At 64.0% G+C, this 16,368-nt stretch carries 16 protein-coding genes; 8 read left to right on the top strand and 8 right to left on the bottom strand.

The window, feature by feature from the left end; translation table 11 throughout:
• Nucleotides 1–82: 82 nt before the first annotated feature.
• The 3 genes from G333_RS15005 to G333_RS0100600 all read right to left on the bottom strand — a co-directional run bounded on the left by G333_RS15005 (nucleotide 83) and on the right by G333_RS0100600 (nucleotide 5,464).
• Nucleotides 83–775, bottom strand: coding sequence for a hypothetical protein (locus G333_RS15005; RefSeq protein ID WP_155986101.1), 693 nt, complete (start codon nucleotides 773–775; stop codon nucleotides 83–85).
• Between the two features lie 104 nt (nucleotides 776–879).
• A complete protein-coding gene (locus G333_RS14495) occupies nucleotides 880–1,740 on the bottom strand; it encodes a restriction endonuclease (RefSeq protein WP_196800513.1) in 861 nt (286 codons plus the stop codon).
• A gap of 217 nt (nucleotides 1,741–1,957) precedes the next feature.
• Entirely contained in the window at nucleotides 1,958–5,464 is a 3,507-nt protein-coding gene (locus G333_RS0100600) for a DNA methyltransferase (protein WP_019627402.1), read from the bottom strand.
• Between the two features lie 662 nt (nucleotides 5,465–6,126).
• Between G333_RS0100600 and G333_RS0100595 the strand changes: the two genes are divergently transcribed.
• Nucleotides 6,127–6,462: a hypothetical protein gene (locus G333_RS0100595; protein ID WP_018168017.1), complete on the top strand. Its 336-nt coding sequence runs from the start codon at nucleotides 6,127–6,129 to the stop codon at nucleotides 6,460–6,462.
• A gap of 442 nt (nucleotides 6,463–6,904) precedes the next feature.
• Here the strand turns inward: G333_RS0100595 and corA are convergent, their stop codons facing one another.
• Nucleotides 6,905–7,987, bottom strand: coding sequence for a magnesium/cobalt transporter CorA (gene corA / locus G333_RS0100590; RefSeq protein ID WP_019627401.1), 1,083 nt, complete (start codon nucleotides 7,985–7,987; stop codon nucleotides 6,905–6,907).
• A gap of 141 nt (nucleotides 7,988–8,128) precedes the next feature.
• Here corA and G333_RS0100585 point away from each other — a divergent pair, with 141 nt between their 5' ends.
• Both G333_RS0100585 and G333_RS0100580 read left to right on the top strand, forming a co-directional pair.
• A complete protein-coding gene (locus G333_RS0100585) occupies nucleotides 8,129–8,614 on the top strand; it encodes a universal stress protein (protein WP_018146349.1) in 486 nt (161 codons plus the stop codon).
• A gap of 22 nt (nucleotides 8,615–8,636) precedes the next feature.
• A complete protein-coding gene (locus tag G333_RS0100580) occupies nucleotides 8,637–8,891 on the top strand; it encodes a Smr/MutS family protein (RefSeq protein WP_018146348.1) in 255 nt (84 codons plus the stop codon).
• A gap of 174 nt (nucleotides 8,892–9,065) precedes the next feature.
• On the opposite strand, the gene G333_RS0100575 is transcribed toward G333_RS0100580, so the two are convergent.
• Together G333_RS0100575 and G333_RS0100570 are read right to left on the bottom strand one after the other, a co-directional pair.
• On the bottom strand, nucleotides 9,066–10,019 hold the full coding sequence (locus G333_RS0100575) for a patatin-like phospholipase family protein (RefSeq protein ID WP_019627400.1): 954 nt from the start codon (nucleotides 10,017–10,019) through the stop codon (nucleotides 9,066–9,068).
• 139 nt (nucleotides 10,020–10,158) lie between these two features.
• Complete coding sequence (locus tag G333_RS0100570) at nucleotides 10,159–10,590, bottom strand: hypothetical protein (protein ID WP_019563876.1); 432 nt, start codon at nucleotides 10,588–10,590, stop codon at nucleotides 10,159–10,161.
• A 115-nt stretch (nucleotides 10,591–10,705) separates the two neighbouring features.
• Here G333_RS0100570 and G333_RS0100565 point away from each other — a divergent pair, with 115 nt between their 5' ends.
• From G333_RS0100565 to G333_RS0100550, 3 genes are all read left to right on the top strand, one after another.
• A complete protein-coding gene (locus G333_RS0100565) occupies nucleotides 10,706–11,182 on the top strand; it encodes a YbhB/YbcL family Raf kinase inhibitor-like protein (protein WP_019627399.1) in 477 nt (158 codons plus the stop codon).
• A 655-nt stretch (nucleotides 11,183–11,837) separates the two neighbouring features.
• Nucleotides 11,838–12,098 carry a type II toxin-antitoxin system Phd/YefM family antitoxin gene (locus G333_RS0100555; RefSeq protein ID WP_018146344.1) on the top strand — a complete coding sequence of 87 codons (261 nt, stop codon included), beginning with the start codon at nucleotides 11,838–11,840 and terminating at the stop codon, nucleotides 12,096–12,098.
• Nucleotides 12,095–12,349, top strand: a complete 255-nt coding sequence (locus G333_RS0100550; RefSeq protein WP_018650466.1) for a type II toxin-antitoxin system mRNA interferase toxin, RelE/StbE family — start codon at nucleotides 12,095–12,097, stop codon at nucleotides 12,347–12,349. Before G333_RS0100555 ends, G333_RS0100550 begins: the two co-directional genes overlap by 4 nt.
• A gap of 437 nt (nucleotides 12,350–12,786) precedes the next feature.
• On the opposite strand, the gene G333_RS0100545 is transcribed toward G333_RS0100550, so the two are convergent.
• Together G333_RS0100545 and G333_RS0100540 are read right to left on the bottom strand one after the other, a co-directional pair.
• On the bottom strand, nucleotides 12,787–13,719 hold the full coding sequence (locus G333_RS0100545) for a carbohydrate kinase family protein (RefSeq protein WP_019627396.1): 933 nt from the start codon (nucleotides 13,717–13,719) through the stop codon (nucleotides 12,787–12,789).
• A gap of 235 nt (nucleotides 13,720–13,954) precedes the next feature.
• Nucleotides 13,955–15,286, bottom strand: a complete 1,332-nt coding sequence (locus G333_RS0100540) for an ethylbenzene dehydrogenase-related protein (RefSeq protein ID WP_019627395.1) — start codon at nucleotides 15,284–15,286, stop codon at nucleotides 13,955–13,957.
• A 145-nt stretch (nucleotides 15,287–15,431) separates the two neighbouring features.
• Here G333_RS0100540 and G333_RS15130 point away from each other — a divergent pair, with 145 nt between their 5' ends.
• Both G333_RS15130 and G333_RS0100530 read left to right on the top strand, forming a co-directional pair.
• Nucleotides 15,432–15,608: a hypothetical protein gene (locus G333_RS15130; protein ID WP_018146341.1), complete on the top strand. Its 177-nt coding sequence runs from the start codon at nucleotides 15,432–15,434 to the stop codon at nucleotides 15,606–15,608.
• Nucleotides 15,605–16,354: an ABC transporter ATP-binding protein gene (locus G333_RS0100530; protein WP_019627394.1), complete on the top strand. Its 750-nt coding sequence runs from the start codon at nucleotides 15,605–15,607 to the stop codon at nucleotides 16,352–16,354. The genes G333_RS15130 and G333_RS0100530 overlap by 4 nt, the downstream gene beginning before the upstream one ends.
• Nucleotides 16,355–16,368: the final 14 nt, after the last annotated feature.

Raw genomic sequence — 16,368 nt, 5'->3', positions numbered from 1 at the left:
AAGGCATAACGCCGCTAAGCACGCGCGGCTACGAAATGGAGGCAAAGCCGCAATGTAGTAGACGTCGCCGTGGCTTGCATTGTTAGAACTCTCCCCGGGCAATACGGTGGAGTTCTCTTTTGAATGCATGCAAATCCTCATCAGGAAGGTCCAGCATAAATGCGATTTTATTTCCAAATCCGCCAAATGAGGTACCAAGTGCACGACCAACTTCTCCGTTTTTGATGATCACCCTGTCGTGAATCTCGTTGGTCGAATGGTGGGCGAGCTTAATGTTTTTCCGTTTGCAAAAGCCTTTGAAAGAGTTAATAACCTTCCCGTTCGGTCCCGGCAGATGGAATATGGTTAACTGCTGCGCTGAGCTCGGTATAAGTCCGTTCTCTAACCAGTTCGTATAGTTGCCCAGGGTCCGAAAGACTTTATTGGGGCCGCCGAATGAAAAGAAGTAAGGATCGACTATAGTGATATCTTCGCAACCCTTTAGCCAACTGGTGAGGTACTTGCGCTCTTCGGAAAGCCGGTCCTCCATCCCAGTTATTAGCCTAATCACGCCTGCGCCGTTGCGCTCTTCTGACAGAGCACAACGGCCAGTATTACCATTTTCTAGTCGCTTTTCGATTCGAGCAAGGCGCCGGGAAATATCATGTGAATAGTGATCCTCCCACCGCCACAAGTGCTGCCATGCTCTCAGACTTGCCGGGCTGAATTCGGGATCTTCTAGCAATTCCAGCATCTCTCTGAGATGCCTTTTCAGCAATTCTTTCTCTCTATCCATAGTCTGACTTATGTCCGTAAAGTTCTAACGCCTTGCTCACCGGTAAATTAGGAGCGTAGCGAGTAATTTATCCGCGTGCAGCAACTGGTTAGGCTTGCTCACGTTTAGATAAACAGCTCACGGACAGGAATGAAAGGTCGGCCTGTTTCTGCCGCTCGCCGAACTTTTGCCTCCAAAACATCTGCCACGGCCAGCCTTCGTCTAAGCATTTCTGACAAATCCAAACCATCCATGCATACAATCCGTTTCCCCTTACCGAAAGCCTGAAGACCATCGCTGGAAAAACCACTGTTACTCAAGAATAAACCTCGGGACCAGGATGCCTTCTGGCTTAACTTACCTTCAAAGGTGTGCAGATCTGCGGCTCCCGTCGGGGCGTTTTGCCACTTTGCTTCCAATAAATAAGTTTCTTTATTTAATACAAAGCTGCCATCTATCTGCTCGCCGATTAGACGAAACGAAGAGCGCGCAGAAAGCCCGTATGCATCAAATAGGTCTTTTAGGAACCGCTCAAAGCCGAACCCACGACTCTGTGGCGTCATATCAGCCAGTTCGATCAATTGGGAGAAGATACGCTGGCTCACATTTTCATCAATTTGGACTCGCGCTTCTTCACCATCTGGCTGAGCCACAGGTTCGCTATGTCCTCCCAGCCTTCGGATAATTTGCTTTAGAAGTTTTTCGGCAGAACTTGGAATAGGTTCATCTGAATAGATTTCCCAACCTTCGAGTAGACCGTTCAAAAACAGCAAGACTTGTTCATCCGTTGCCAGCCGCCAGAATGAACGAGTTCTGTGAGCTTTTGAGCCCGATGCTTGGTCATAGTAGGGGTCGTAAATCGAAACACCGACAACTTCTCTGAAAAAGTCATCGAAAGTACGATTTGAAAAACCCAGCACGTAGCCACTCGACATGCCGAGTTCACGCTCTAACTTCTGCTTTTCTATCAGACTGAGACTACTCATTCATTCTGCCTAACAGTGATTGGGTAGCGCGCACGGATATTGGATGAACGTGCGCGCGTGTTCAATTGGATATTGGACCGGCTGCCCGGTGTAAGAAATGGATTTGGAATCAGACGGATGCGTGGCCCGGTTGGGTGTTAACACGGGGTTCGCGCGGCTGTCGATGCGGGTTGGGGCCATGGCCGGGCGGTGAACCCTTGATGCTGCTGGTCGTTTGTCATGTCAGGCGCCAGTGGTCGTTGTCAGTGGTGGCCTGGCCGAGGATTTGGAGGGCGGCGAGGACCTGGGCGATGGATTTGGTGGGTTTGCGCTTGAAGTGGCTGGCCAGGGCTTCCGGGGTTTGGGGGCCGATGGCGAGGAGGCGGCGGACGGCTTCGACCTGGTCGGGCATGGATTTGGGCCAGGTTGGCTTTTTGGCCGGTTCGGTTGGGATGTCGGCGGCGGCCTCGGGTTTGGCTTCGAGTGTGGCGGTGGTCTGGGTGGCTTCGGGGGCCTGGTAGTCGGGACGCAGCCAGCGAATGTGGCCCTGGGCTTCTTCGGCGGCGCGTTCGGCGTTGAGGGCGACGAGGCGGCCGAGGAGTTCTTCTTCGGCTTCGGCCTGGTCGGCGGGTTTGTCCGGCAGCGGGGTGGTGGCGCCGGGGCGGCCGACGAGGCGGTCGGCGAGGTCGTTCCAGCCGTAGGCGTCGAAGACGGCGCGGTCGAGGTTGTCGTGCAGTTCGCGCAGCAGGGAGACGAGGCCCTGTTCGTGGATGGTGCGTTCCTTTTCGGTCAGAGGCTCTTCGGCGCGCAGTTTTTCCAGCACGTTGTACATGCCGGTGAGGGTGAGGTCCGGGTGTTCGGCCTGGCGTGCCTTGCGGTGGGCGTCGATGCGTTCGGCGAGGTGGCCGATGGTGGCGGCCTGCTGGTCGTCGAGTTCCGGGAAGGGGAAGGTCTCGAAGCAGCGGGTCTTGTTGTAGCGGGGATCATTGCCTACGCCCAGCCGACCACCCGCCGCCAGAGACCATACGACGTGAACTCGACTCCCCAAAATCCCCAAAAGGGACGGCGCATCGCTCGCAATGTTCACAAGCATGTGGTCAGGCAAGATGTCCGCGTCAAGGAAAAAGAATAGTCGGTGCTTGGTAGTCTCCACAGTGCTGATGTATTGGCAGAGGCCTGCACTGGCCCCCCGCCACTTGACGCGAGTTTCACCAAAAAGCCACCACTTTTCTTTGAGCTTCTTTCTTCGGTTGTTGTCCCGCTCAGGCTTTACGCGCTCGTAGATCCACTGATAGGTTTCCGGAAAGTTTTGGCGTATTTCGTCAAGATCCCTACCAAAGAGGTCTATCACAAACACACCGCGAGGCCTTTGTGTGAGGTCGCGTCCATTGCGGTATTGCCGAATGACACGCTGAATTCCTGGTTTGTCTGGATAACCAAGAATCGCGGCTTGGTCTGGTGCTACGATAAACCCGGAACCAGCAAGCATTACGCCATTCGAAGATACACCTCTATTCGCAATTAGCTTTCCGGAACCGGCGACGTCGGCGCCGACAGTAAGGTCGGAAAACAGCTTGCCGCGACGGGCGCTGAGCTCAACTGAACGACTGTCGTCTCCATCGCTTCGCTCCTTGACAGCTTTTCGCAGCAGTCCCGGTGTTTCACCTGCCACTCCAACGGTCATGGCGATGCGGACCGCCGCGCCATCATTGCTATCGACCCAGGGGTGATCTGGTATCGCAAAACCCAGCGATAGCGGCTGCTTGCTGTCGCTGAGGTGCGGTTCTATCACCCGGCGGTTGAAGGTCTGGCGAAGGCTGTTGGTGGTGATGAAGCCGAAGCGCCGGGCTTCGCCCTTGCGGACTTTCTCGGCGGCGATGTGCCACCAGTACATGACGAAGTCTGTTGATTCTGGGAGCTCGCGCCAAACAGCGCGGAGGGCATCGACGTACCCATTTCCCAAGGCGCGACGCATGGCCTTGTCTCCAATAAACGGCGGGTTGCCGACGATGAAGTCGGCTGGGGGCCATTCGGCGCGGCGCGGGTTGCTGTAGTGGTAGACGGGGGTGCGGGCGGTCTCGTCGGGGATGAGTTCGCCGGTGACGGGGCTTTTCCTGTAGCTGATGCCGTCCCAGATGGTGACGGGGTCGCCGTGGTCGTCGCGCATGGGTTCGCGGGCATCAAAGTCGATCAGTGCGTCGCGGCATTCGATGTTGTGGAAGTCGCGCAGGATGGGTTCGGGCAGGCTGAGGCGGCCGTGCAGGCGGTAGTGCCATTGCAGGTAGCCGATCCACAGCACGATTTCGGCGATGGCGGCGGCGCGTGGGTTGATCTCCAGCCCGAGGAACTGGTGCGGGTCGACGGTGAGGCCTTCGGTGTCGAAGGTGGCCTGGCCGGCGCTCAGGTCGCGGATCAGGTTGAGCACTTCGCCTTCGAGGCGCTTGAGGTGTTCCAGCGCGACGTAGAGGAAGTTGCCGGAGCCGCAGGCGGGGTCGAGCACGCGCGTCTCGCACAGGCGGTGGTGGAAGCGGTGCAGCTCGTCCAGGGCCTTGTCGGGCTTGTTCTGTTGCAGCCAGGCCTCGGCGGCGACCTGCACGGTGTTCCATTCGGCGCGCAGGGGCTCGATGAGCGTGGGCATCACCAGGCGTTCCACGTAGGCGCGCGGGGTGTAGTGGGCGCCGAGCTTGTGGCGTTCGCGCGGGTCCAGCGCGCGTTCCAGCAGGGTGCCGAAGATGGCGGGTTCGACGAAGCGCCAGTCGGCCTTGCCGGCCTGGATGAGCAGACCGATCTGGTTGGCGTTGAGCGGGATAGGGTCGATGTTCTGGAACAGGCCGCCGTTGAAGCGCTGCAGCTTGTGCATCAGCTGGCCCTCAAAGCCGCCGGTGTTCATCGTCTCCCATAGGGAGCGCATGGCGTCGGGGAAGTGTTCGGGGTTTTGCTGCAGGCGTTCCAGCAGGGCGGTGAAGCTGCCCTTGGGCAGGAGTTCGACGTCCTCGCTGAACATGGTGAACAGGCAGCGCTTGAGGAAGTGCGCGACGCGCTCGACTTCAAAGCCCTGCTGTTCCAGCGATTTGGCGAGCTCGGCCAGGCGCGCGCTGACCTCGCGGGTGACGCGGGCAGCGTGCTTGCTGGCGTCGAGCTGGTCCGGCGCGAGCCACAGGTGGTGCAGGCGCTGCTGGATCTCGGGGTCGCGCAGGTCTTCCAGGCGGATGCGGTGGCGGCTCGGGTCCGGGTAGGGGACGTAGGTGCCGCCGGAGCGGGAGAACTCGGAGTAGAGCTCCAGGCTGCGGCCGACATCGGTGACGACGATGAACGGCGGGCGGCCTTCGTCTTGCGGCAAGGCGCGCACGTACTGGTCGGCCTGGTTCTGCGCGGCGAGCATGGCCTTGTCCCAGCCCTGGGTGTGCAGGCCCTTGCCGGTCTGCTTGGCCTCCAGCACGAAGCAGCCGCGGCGGTAGAGGTCGATGTAGCCGCGGTTCTCGCTGCCGTCCGGGTTGCGGATGGTGACGCGGCGTTCGAACACGTAGGCGTTGTCGGCGGTGTCGTCGCTGGCCGGGTCGGGGTGGGGCAGCTCCAGCAGCTTGCACAGCTCGGTGAGGAAGAGCTGGTAGTTGGCGCGCTCGGAGCCGCCGGTGTCGCGCCAGCGCTCGATGAACGCCTCGACCTGCTCGGGGGCGGCCAGGGGCGTTGCGGTGTCGTGATCGATGAACGCGGCGTGGGCCGGGTTGCCGGGGGTGACTTCCATGTGACGAAGGTCCGTTTTCGTTTGGGGGTCACCTTACCGATCCGTGGCGGTGTTGTCGTCTGTGGCTTCGGTTGGAAGGGCGCCGCGGCCGCATTGCGGCCTCGCGATGACGGGGCTGGTGGGGTTTGGATGGTGCGGGTGGGGTGGCTTGCGTGGGAGATCCCGGCTCTTCGCTGCGTTGCGGCCGGGATGACAGGGTGGGGCGCCGCGGCCGGGGTTTCGGGTTTGGCGTTGGTGCCTGCCAAATGTGGGGCAGCTGTCCCGTCATCGTGAGGCGCGAAGCGCCGTGGCGTCCGGTGCCCTGGGCACTCGCCAACCCTGAACCTTCCGGTCTGCGTGTCTTCCTGTGAATGCATTCTGGTTCTGGCACGAAGCTCGGGCGCGCGGTTCGCCCTGGCGGGCGCATGATCTTGTTTTCCGCGTGGGCGGTGTGGCGTTCTGACCCGGTCGCGATAACCCATGTGTCGTTTTGCATCATTCCGGAGTGGAGTGTTGCGGTGTGAGCCAGCGGAATCGATCACACTTTGTTTCGATGATGTGATCTTCGTCAGCAGGGGTCATGTTTGGCATCCCCCTTGCTCCTTCCCTGGCGCAGTCAATTGAAAGCCTGACTGGCCCGATTCGGTTGGCTGTGACTCGATTCCAACTTGAAGGAGAGAACCATGATGTCGACTTTCCAGAAAACTGCGATCGCGATGGTGCTGGGTTCCATGTTTGCGCTGGGCGGCCTTGGCGCGGCGCACGCCCAGGCGGGCGGCGACGCCGGCGCAGATACCGGTGCCCCGGAGGCCGGTGCCGGTGCTGAAGGAGGCGCTGGCGCTCCCGAAGGCGCTGCCGGTGGCGGCGCGGGTGCTCCGGAAGGGGGTGCTGGTGGCGCCGGTGGCGGCGGCACCATGGGCGGCGGTGGTGCCGAAGGTGGTGCGGCCGGCGGCTCCATGGGTGACCACGACGAAGAAGACGACGACGATGACGATGACGAAGGGGCCCCTGACTGGTAACAAGCCCCAGTCCCCTCAACAAGCCGGGCTCCCCGCCCGGCTTTTTTGATTGTCTCCCATCGCCCCGGTGTTTCGTCCCTATAGCCCGGCCGGGCGAGGCCTCAAACCCGTTATCGCGGTCCGACCCTGCCGTTGTTCCCGGTCCGTCGTTGGCTTTGTTGCTCGGGAAGCTGCTCTTTGTCCCAGTGTCGTCATCCCGGAAACCGCGAAGCGGTTATGCGGGATCTCGGGCGTTTGGGGGTTGGGCTGGCGTTGGAGATCCCGGCTCTTCGCTGCGCTACGGCCGGGATGACGGGGTGTGGCGTTGCGGCCGGGATGACGGGGTGTGGGGCTGCGGCGGGGGTGTTTGGCGAGGCCGGGGAAGACGGTGGGGCGGTAGGTGTGTGGCAGCGGGGCGCGGCCGCGTTGCGGCCTCGCGACGACGGGTGGGGTGTGGGGGTTGTTACAGCCAGCCGCGGCGGCGGAAGAGGTAGAGCATGACGGCGACGACGGCGAGCATGATGCCGAGCAGGATGGGGTAGCCGTAGTAGGTGTAGAGCTCGGGCATGGACCAGGGGCTGTCGGGGTGTTCGAAGTTCATGCCGTAGATGCCGACGATGAAGGTGAGCGGTATGAAGATGGTGGCGATGATGGTGAGCACGCGCATGACGTCGTTGGAGCGCTGGTTGATGGCGGACATGTAGGCCTCGATCAGGGTGGCCGCCATCTCGCGGTAGGACTCCAGCAGATCCATGATCTGGATGGTGTGGTCGTAGGCGTCGCGCAGGTACGGGAACAGCTCCGGGGTGAAGGGCTCGAGGTCGTCGCGCATGAGGCGGGCGATCACGTCACGCGTGGGCCAGAGCTGGCGGCGCAGGACAAGGAGCTCGCGGCGCAGGATGTGGATCTCGTTGAGGGTGTGGCGGTCGGGCTGGTCGAGGACGGTCTCTTCCAGTGTCTCCAGGCGTTCGCTGATGTGTTCCAGCACGGGGAAGGCCTGGTCGATCACGCTGTCCATCAGGGCGTAGGCGAGGTACGCGGCGCCTAGCCGGTTGAAGTTGCGGTTGGCGTTGCGCATCCGTTCGCGGACCGGCCCGAAGGGATCGGCCGCGCCGCTATGGACACTGATGACGAGGTGGGTGCCCACCACGAACAGGTTGAGCTGGTCGAGTTCGATGTTGCCGTTGTGATGGCGCGGCTGACGCAGGATGGCGACCATTTGCGCGTCGAAGAAGTCCACCTTGGGGCGCTGGCCCTGGTGGCGCACGTCTTCCAGCGCCAGCGGGTGCAGGTCGAAGGCCTCGCCCAGGTCGTGCAATTGGCGCGGACTGGGGGCCCCCTGCAGGTGCAGCCAGACGAATCCGCCGTCGAGGGTCGGCACGCCTTCGCGCAGGGTGCGCTGCGGGTCGAGTTCGACGAGCTGTTCGCGATGGTAGTGCCAGGCGGAGACGGTGGCGTCGGCGGCGTGCGGGTGTTCGGTGGCGTGGGCGCCGTGGCCGGGGGCGGCGCCGGGCTTGAGATAGGTCTTTTCGAACAGGCGGGTCATCGCGGTTCCTGTGCCGATTTTCTGCCCAGTATAGGGTGCTGAAAAGTGCTGCGCGCGGGGGGCAACTCTGGCAGTCTGGGCGGCGACTGAACGGCCGCGGAGGCGGCTGGGTCCCACGGGGTGAGGAACAAGGAGCGCGGTATGGAACTGAAGACCATGTTGGTGCCGGTGGATGGTTCCGCCAACGCCTGGCGGGCGGTGGAAGTGGCCGCGGATCTGGCGTCCAAGTATCACGCCCGGGTGGTGCTGGTCAGCGTGCTGCTGCAGGGCGAGGTGCCGCCGCATATCCGCCAGCTCTCGGACCTGCCGGACCCGAACGATCCGCCGCTGGCAGCGGGCGGTGCGGCCGTGGGCGCCGCGGTGCCGCCGAAGGTGCTGCGGGATATCGCGAAGAAGCTGATCGAACAGGCCCACGGATACTTCACCGATCTGGGCGTGACCGACATCGAGCACCATGTGGAAGACGGCTCTCCGGCCAAGGTGATCCTGCAACAGGCGGAGTATCACGACGTGGACATGGTGGTGATGGGCTCGCGCGGCCTTGGGGGTCTGCAGGGGCTGCTCTCCGGGAGTGTCTCGCACAAGGTGCAGCAGCTGGCGCGCTGTATCGTGGTGACGGTGAACTGAGCCTCTACTCGCGGGGTTCGCGATGTCGCGGTTGTCGATCGATCTGCACGAGTGCTTCCGCAATGGCCGCCGGATCGATGCCGAGCTGAACGGCGCGATCGAGCAGGCCTGCGACAAGCGCATCAAGACGGTGGAGATCATTCACGGCAAGGGCAGCGGGCAGCTGAAGAAGCGCGTGCTGCGCTTTCTGCAGCAGCCGGAGGTCAAGGCGCGCTATCACCGCCTGGAGAAGGATTCGAAGAACCACGGGCGGCTGTTCGTGCACTTCAAGCATTGATCCGAGGCCTCCTCTTTGCAGAAAGCCAGCCGCTGGCGGTCTGGAAGGCGCGGTCATCCCGGAAACCGCAAAGCGGTTATCCGGGATGACCTGGTGGGGGCGATGGCCGGGAGGATATGGGCAGGGGCTTCGCGTGCAGGCACGCTCCCACGGGGATGCTCCCACTGGGGGTGGTCAGCGTCTCCCTAGTTTGCGGTCGGCGAGTTCGTAGCCGAGGTCGATCATCTCGGCGGCGCGGTGGAAGTCGAATATGCCGCAGGCGTTGACCGGGATCTCGATCAGGTGCTCGGGGTTGTAGGCGGCGATGCGAAAGCGCGCGATCGTGCCCTGCATGGCCTCGATGGAGTGGGAGACGATGTCGATCATGCCCAGCGCGTGGGCTTCCTGCTCACGGCTCAGGCCGGGGTCGGTCTCGCCCAGGCCCAGCTTGTCCTGCCAGTCCAGCAGCCAGCTGCCGACGCGATCCGGCAGGGCATCTGTCAGGCGGTGGTTGAGGAACCCGCTGTCGGGTTCTTCCCGGTCCGGGTCGGGCGCCTTGGGGCGCTCGGGACGGATCAGCTCTTCGCCGACGCGGCCGTTCAGACTGACGGCCAGGGTGATGTCGGTGTCGTCGGTCAGGGTCGGGGCGATCGGGACCGGGTTCAGCAGGCCGCCGTCCACCAGCAGCCGGCCCTTGAGGCGCACCGGGGTGAACACGGTGGGGATGGCGATGGAGGCGCGGATGGCGTCGAACAGCGAGCCGGAGTTCAGCCAGACCTCGCGTTCGCGCTCGATGTCCGTGGCCACGGCGGTGAACGAGATCGGCAGATCCTCGATGTCCATGTCGCCGAGCATGTCGCGCAGCTTCTCGATCAGGCGGTCACCACGGATCAGCCCGGCACCGCGGAAGGAGAAGTCCAGAAGTCGCCAGACGTCCTGACGGCGCAGGGACTTTACCCAGTCCTCGTAGGCATCCAGTTGCCCGGCGGCGTAGATGCCGCCGACCACCGCCCCCATGGAGGCCCCGGCAATGGAGCGGATGCGGTAATCCGAGTGTTCCTCCAGCCAGCGGATCACGCCGATCTGTGCCAGACCGCGGGCGCCGCCGCTGCCGAGGACCAGTGAGATGGACTGGGGCTTTCGCGTCATGGTGGTCGGTGTGCCTGGGTGGAGTGTTTGCGGAGGGCCCCGCCTTCTTGCGTCACAGCCTTCGCTGCGAGCGTCGCCGCCCGCGACGAGCCTGCTTAACCCAACGTTGGGGGTGTGGTGCGCTTTTTCCAGTGGTATGTCATGCGCGGTCCGGGTCGAGCAGGTGGTCGTGCAGGGCCTGGGCGGACTCGCCGGCCGGTTCTTCGACCCGCAGCTGCCAGACGGCGGCGGGGTGATCCGGCGACCATTCGCTGAAGACTACGAGGCCGGCGTACGGGCCGTGCCCGCGGATGGTGCCCAGCGTCAGGCGGCCGTCCGGGTCGCCGTACAAGTGCACTTCGAACTCGGGGGCGGGCGGCGGTAGCTTCCAGTAACCGTCGCGACCGGTCTCGCGGAAGGTGGCGTCGGAAGGCTCGGCGTCGTCGCCGAAGTGGCGGCGCAGCAGCGGCACCGACAGTCGGTGCGGCAGCCCCAGGACGGTCTCGATGCCCGTGCGGCCATGGTCAACCGCCTGGGCGGCGGACGCCAGCGGATCCCGCCGGCCCAGCCATTTCTTCAGTAGCTTGCGCATGCGCGGATCATCCGTGTGCCGTCCGCGGTCTGCAAGCGCCGGGCTTCACGTACTGGCTTGGAGACCGGCGGTCGGCGGCGTTACCGTGCGGGTAGGTAATGCAAAGGAGTACGCCATGGGTTTTGCACTGTCCGAGATGCAGCTGTCGAGTTCCGCCTTTGGCCCTGGCCAGCCGATCCCCAAACGCCACAGCGGCGAGGGTGAGGACACCTCCCCGGCATTGCGGTGGCGGGACGTGCCGCAGGGCGCCGGGTCCCTGGCGGTGATCTGCCATGACCCGGATGCGCCGTTGATCCAGCCGGGCACCTACGGCTTCGTGCACTGGGTGCTGTACAACCTGCCGCCGGATCTGGATGGCCTGTCCGAGGCGACCGATCTGGGCGCGACCGGCCAGACGGACTTCGGCCGCACCGGCTACGGCGGGCCGATGCCGCCCGAGGGCCATGGAAAGCACCACTACTTCTTCTGGCTGCTGGCGCTGGACGCCGACCTGCAGCTCCCGCCCGGCCTGACCCTGTGGCAGTTCCTGGAGCACGCCGAGCCCCACGTGATCGGCATGAACCGCCTGGTGGGCACCTACCAGCGCGACTGAGGCCTTGTAGGAATGCCTTGTGGGAGCCGGCTTGCCGGCGAAGCCCCTGCCAGAGTCGGACGCGGGCAGGGGCATTCGCGTGCAAGCACGCTCCTACGGTGATGCCCCCACCGGTGGGGGCCAAGACTTGTGGCGGCCTGGAAGAGGGCGTCATCCCGGAAACCGCGAAGCGGTTATCCGGGATCTCGGGCGTTTGGGGGTGGGCCTGGCGTTGGAGATCCCGGCTCTTCGCTTCGCTACGGCCGGGATGACGAGGTATGGCGTTGCGGGCGGGATGACGGGGGGCGATTGGTGCGGGCGGGGGCTTCGCGTGCAAGCACGTTCCCACAGTGATGCCCCCAAAGGGGGCCAAGGCTTGTGGCGGCCTGGAAGAGGGCGTCATCCCGGAAACCGCGAAGCGGTTATCCGGGATCTCGGGCGTTTGGGGGTTGGGCCTGGCGTTGGAGATCCCGGCTCTTCGCTTCGCTGCGGCCGGGATGACGGGGTATGGCGTTGCGGGCGGGATGACGGGGGCAGCGGTTGGTGCGGGCAGGGGCTTCGCGTGCAAGCACGCTCCTACAGGGACCCGATCCCGCTTCGGGCCGTTCAGTCTTGACCGGGTTGTGCGGTGGGCGCACGATATGTACCACTTTATGTACGTTTCGGGTGAGTGGCGATGACGACGCTGACGGCTACCGAGGCCCGCAAGGGTCTGTTCGATCTGATCAAGGGCGTGAACGAACAGCACGCGATCTACCATATCCGGCATCGCAACGGCGATGCGGTGCTGATGTCGGAAGACGAGTACGCCAGCCTGATCGAGACCCTGGAGCTGCTCTCCGAGCCCGGTTTCCGGCAGGAATTCGAGCAGGGCCGCCGCGAGGCGGATGAGGGCGATACGCTGGGCTTCGAGGAGGTGTTCGGGGAGAAGCAGTGACCTGGACCATTCGGTTCACCCGTCAAGCGGAGAAGGATTTGCGGCGTCTGGCGCCGAAGCTGCGCGACAAGGTGAAGCAGATCCTGCGCAACCGGGTGGCGGTCGACCCGTACTGCGGCAAGGCGCTGGTTGGTGATCTGCGCGGGTACTACTCCCTGCGGATCAGCTACAAGGACCGTCTGCTGTACACGATTCGGGATGAGCAGTTGCTGGTGATTGTGATCCGGGCGCGTACGCACTACGGCGAATAGCCTTGCAGGAATGTCTTGTGGGAGCCGGCTTGCCGGCGAAGCCCCTGCCAGAGTCGGGCGCGGCCAGGGGCTTCGCGTGCAAGCACGCTCCCACAGTGATGCCCCCACCGGTGGGGCCCAAGCCTTGCGGCGGTCTGGAAGACGGCGTCATCCCGGAAACCGCGAAGCGGTTATCCGGGATCTCGGGCGTTTGGGGGTTGGGCTGGCGTTGAAGATCCCGGCTCTTCGCGTCGCTACGGCCGGGATGACGGGGTATGGCGCTATGGCCGGGGTGACGGGGTATGGCGTTGCGGGCGGGATGGACGGGGGGTGCGGTTGGTGCGGGCAGGGGGTGGCGGTGTTGTTGGCGCCATCCAGTCACAAAAAAGGCCCGGGCCGAGCGAACTCGGTCCGGGCCTTTTGCGTTCCCGGGCGGGTGCCCGGGGCGGCGGCGTTGCTTAGTAGCGGTAGCCGAAGGCCTTTTCGAACTTGTCGGCGAACTCTTCGGCGGTGAAGTGGTGGTTCTGGGTGCCGGAGTGCGCGATCTTGATCGAGCCGATCAGCGAGGCGATGCGGCCGGTGGTTTCCCAGTCGTAGCCCTTTTCCAGGCCGAACAGGATGCCGGCGCGGTAGGAGTCGCCACAGCCGGTCGGATCCTTGATCGCGGCCGGTTCGACCGACGGGATGGTGATCTTCTTGCCGCCGGTGTAGATGTCGGAGCCCTCGCCACCGCGGGTGACGATCATGGCGTCGACCATTTCGGCCAGCTGTTCCAGGCTCAGGCCAGTGCGGTCGGCGGTCAGCTGCGCTTCGTAGTCGTTGAACGCGGCGTAGGTGGCGTTCTTCATGAAGCGCTTCAGGTCGTCGCCGTCGAACATCGGCAGGCCCTGGCCCGGGTCGAACATGAACGGGATGCCGGCGTCGGCGAACTGCTGGGCGTGCTCGATCATGCCGTCACGGCCGTCCGGGGAGACGATGCCGACCTTGATGCCGTCGGCGTCGGTGACCTTCTGCTGGTGCGAGAAGCCCATCGCGCCCGGGTGGAAGGCGGTGATCTGGTTGTCGTCCTGGTCGGTGGTGATGAAGGCCTGACCGGTGTAGGTGTCCTTCAGCTCCTTGACGAACGTGCGCGAGATGGCGTGCTTGTCCATCCAGTCGGCGTACGGGGTGAAGTCGCCGCCCACGGTGGCCATGATGGTCGGGTCCGCGCCCAGCAACTTCATGTTGTAGGCGATGTTGCCGGCGCAGCCGCCGAACTCGCGGCGCATGTCCGGGACCAGGAAGGACACATTCAGCATGTGCACCTTGTCCGGGAGGATGTGGTTCTTGAAGCGATCGGGGAACACCATGATGGTGTCGTAGGCCATGGACCCACAGATCAGTGCGGACATTGTTGCTCCTTAGCGTTGGCTGAAATCGTTGTCGTGCGCGCCTTTGAAGGCGGCACAGGACGTCCCGTGGCGCGCGCTGGAAGCCCGAATGGCGCGCCGGTCACGGGTCGTGCGATGTGCATAGGGTAAGTATTTGGGCGCAAAACAACAAATCAGGGGGGCTGCACGACGCCCGTCGAGTGCGTCCGCAGCCCCCTGAAGACGTGCCCGGACGGAGGTTCCGGGGCGGTTCGGCTCAGTCGTCCTGTTCGAGCAGGTGGCGTTCCATGTCGACGATGAAGTCTGGCAGGGTGTCGAGGTCGTGCTCGTCGCGGACGCCGAGCTCGCCTTCCAGCACCAGCGCCTGTCCGGGGTGCTTCTCGCTGTGGAGGAACTGATTGGTGATCTGGCCGGGATAGAATACCTCGATCTCGGTCCACTCCGGTTCCGCGTCGTCGAGGTTGCCGTCCACCCGGCGGGCCACGATGTCCGCGTCCTCGTTCTCCAGACCCAGGGTCTGCGGCAGCGAGACCAGATGCCAGCGGGCGCCCGCAGCACTGTGGACGGCGAAGGCCACGTTGTAGGTGCCGCCGTGTTCCAGCGTCTTGCTGTCGCGTTCGTTCGGGGCTTCCAGCGAACGCGTCAGGGCGATGCGCCAGGCACCGTCCTCGTAAGCGCCCGAGGCGCTGATGGCCCCGCGGCTGCCGCTCGGCTCCTGCAGGAAGCGTTGCGGGATGACGTCACCCTCTTCCCAGTCGTGGTCGGGGTCGAACGGGACCGCATTGTCTTCGGAGATGTAGTAGTGGTCATCCTGATCGTACTGGCGATCCAGCAGGGCCTCCCAGTCGAGGGAGCGTGAGCCGGTCTGCTCGGGGTCGAACATCCAGGCGGGCTGGTCCTGCTCGTCGTCCCAGTTGTCGGTGAACATGCTGTCCCCCTCGGAGGACAGCCGGTAGTGCAGCACGTAGTTGTTGTCGGCGTAGCCCATGGGGTGGCTGCGATGCGAGCGCCACTGCCACAGATCGATAAAGCCCCCGGCTTTCTGCAGCTCCTCCAGGGCCCCGTCGTCCTTGATCTGGTCCCAGGACTTTTCCGTGGGGTCTTCGGTCGTGCGGGTCTGGGGCAGGTACTTGCGCACGTCGCTGCGGCCCAGTTCCCCACCCAGCTTGGGATGCTCGGTCACGGCCTCGGAGTCCACCTCGGAGGTCAGGCTGCGCATGCCCTCGTGGGCAGTCATCCAGCCGCCCAGGCGATCGAAGCCGTCGACCGCGCCGTCATCCAGCATCATGGAGATGCGGTCTTCGTACAGGCCATGTTCGTCAGGGCCGGGGCCGCCGGAACCGTAGCGGACCCAGTCGCCATCCTCGTAGCGCCAGACCTGGTGATACCAGCTGGGATCGTCGGTCTCGTACTTGTAATGGATACGGAACTCTTCGTCGTTGTACACCGCGCCGACGCTCAGTACGGCGCGCCCGTCCTCCTCGGAGGGGATGTACACGTTGCGATCGGTATCGACCATGCGGGGTTCTGCCAGGCCGAGCCCCGGGACTGTTCCGGCGATCGCGATCACGAGCAGTGAACGTTTCATGGTAAATCCTTTCGTTCTGAGGTGGAATTCGATGTGACACCCAGTAGTTCTGGCAGTTCCGCCGGGGCCTTTTCCCCTTCGGCCAGAGTCCCCGGGGCTGGCCTGTGGCAGCATGGGGTGATTCCCGCGAGCGAGGGCGTGACTGATGAATCCGCGCGTACTGATCCCGATCCTGATCATCCTGCTGTTGTTGCTGAGCCTGTGGTCCATGAGCCTGGACGGCGACGGGGGCATCCTGCCCGGCGCGCCCGATACGGGTGCGGCACCGGCGGCCGAGCGCCTGGCCGCTGGATCAGGATCGGTTGCGCCCCGGGCGGCATGAATACAGCCACGGCGCCCGCTCCAGATGCGCCGCACGCCGGGCGTGAAGTGATCTTCCGTGCCGCCGGGGTGACCAAGGTCTACCGCATGGGCGAGGTGACGATCCACGCCCTGCGCGGCGTGGACCTGGAGCTCTATACCGGTGAGCTGGTGGTGATGCTGGGGGCCTCGGGCTCCGGCAAGTCGACGCTGCTGAACATCATGGGCGGGCTGGATACCGCGTCCGAGGGCGAGGTGCGCTACCGCGACCAGGACCTGGCACAGGCCTCCGAGCGAACGCTGACGGCCTTTCGCCGTGACCATGTCGGCTTCGTGTTCCAGTTCTACAACCTGATCTCCAGCCTGACCGCGCGCGAGAACGTGGCGATTGTCACCGAGATCTCGCGCGACCCGATGCCGCCGGAGGAGGCGCTGGCGCTGGTGGGGCTGGAGGACCGCATGGACCACTTCCCCTCGCAGCTCTCCGGCGGCGAGCAGCAGCGGGTGGCCATCGCCCGCGCGATCGCCAAGCAGCCAGCGGTGCTGTTGTGCGACGAGCCGACCGGCGCGCTGGACTCGAAGACCGGCATCCGCGTACTGGAGGTGCTGCAGCACATCAACGAGCGCCTGGATACGACGGTGGCGATCATTACCCACAATGCGGTGATCGGCGAGATGGCCGATCGCGTGATCCACCTGAGCGACGGCCGCGTGAGCGAGATTCACGAGAATGCCAGCCGACAGTCTCCTTCCTCGTTGCACTGGTAGCGGCGCCGGTCCCG

This window comes from Thioalkalivibrio sp. AKL10, assembly GCF_000381845.1.
In the GTDB taxonomy this organism is placed as follows: Bacteria; Pseudomonadota; Gammaproteobacteria; order Ectothiorhodospirales; family Ectothiorhodospiraceae; genus Thioalkalivibrio; species Thioalkalivibrio versutus.
The sequence above is the reverse complement of the archived record's forward strand: the minus strand, read 5'-3'. Positions and strand labels throughout refer to the sequence as shown.

Coding starts and splice junctions, on each gene's coding strand:
- G333_RS14495 (WP_196800513.1), bottom strand. CDS start 1,740: ATGAGTAGTCTCAGTCTGATAGAAAAGCAGAAGTTAGAGCGTGAACTC.
- G333_RS0100545 (WP_019627396.1), bottom strand. CDS start 13,719: ATGTCCGCACTGATCTGTGGGTCCATGGCCTACGACACCATCATGGTG.
- G333_RS0100555 (WP_018146344.1), top strand. CDS start 11,838: ATGACGACGCTGACGGCTACCGAGGCCCGCAAGGGTCTGTTCGATCTG.
- G333_RS15005 (WP_155986101.1), bottom strand. CDS start 775: ATGGATAGAGAGAAAGAATTGCTGAAAAGGCATCTCAGAGAGATGCTG.
- corA (WP_019627401.1), bottom strand. CDS start 7,987: ATGACCCGCCTGTTCGAAAAGACCTATCTCAAGCCCGGCGCCGCCCCC.
- G333_RS0100600 (WP_019627402.1), bottom strand. CDS start 5,464: ATGGAAGTCACCCCCGGCAACCCGGCCCACGCCGCGTTCATCGATCAC.
- G333_RS0100575 (WP_019627400.1), bottom strand. CDS start 10,019: ATGACGCGAAAGCCCCAGTCCATCTCACTGGTCCTCGGCAGCGGCGGC.
- G333_RS0100565 (WP_019627399.1), top strand. CDS start 10,706: ATGGGTTTTGCACTGTCCGAGATGCAGCTGTCGAGTTCCGCCTTTGGC.
- G333_RS0100585 (WP_018146349.1), top strand. CDS start 8,129: ATGGAACTGAAGACCATGTTGGTGCCGGTGGATGGTTCCGCCAACGCC.
- G333_RS15130 (WP_018146341.1), top strand. CDS start 15,432: ATGAATCCGCGCGTACTGATCCCGATCCTGATCATCCTGCTGTTGTTG.
- G333_RS0100530 (WP_019627394.1), top strand. CDS start 15,605: ATGAATACAGCCACGGCGCCCGCTCCAGATGCGCCGCACGCCGGGCGT.
- G333_RS0100540 (WP_019627395.1), bottom strand. CDS start 15,286: ATGAAACGTTCACTGCTCGTGATCGCGATCGCCGGAACAGTCCCGGGG.
- G333_RS0100595 (WP_018168017.1), top strand. CDS start 6,127: ATGATGTCGACTTTCCAGAAAACTGCGATCGCGATGGTGCTGGGTTCC.
- G333_RS0100580 (WP_018146348.1), top strand. CDS start 8,637: ATGTCGCGGTTGTCGATCGATCTGCACGAGTGCTTCCGCAATGGCCGC.
- G333_RS0100570 (WP_019563876.1), bottom strand. CDS start 10,590: ATGCGCAAGCTACTGAAGAAATGGCTGGGCCGGCGGGATCCGCTGGCG.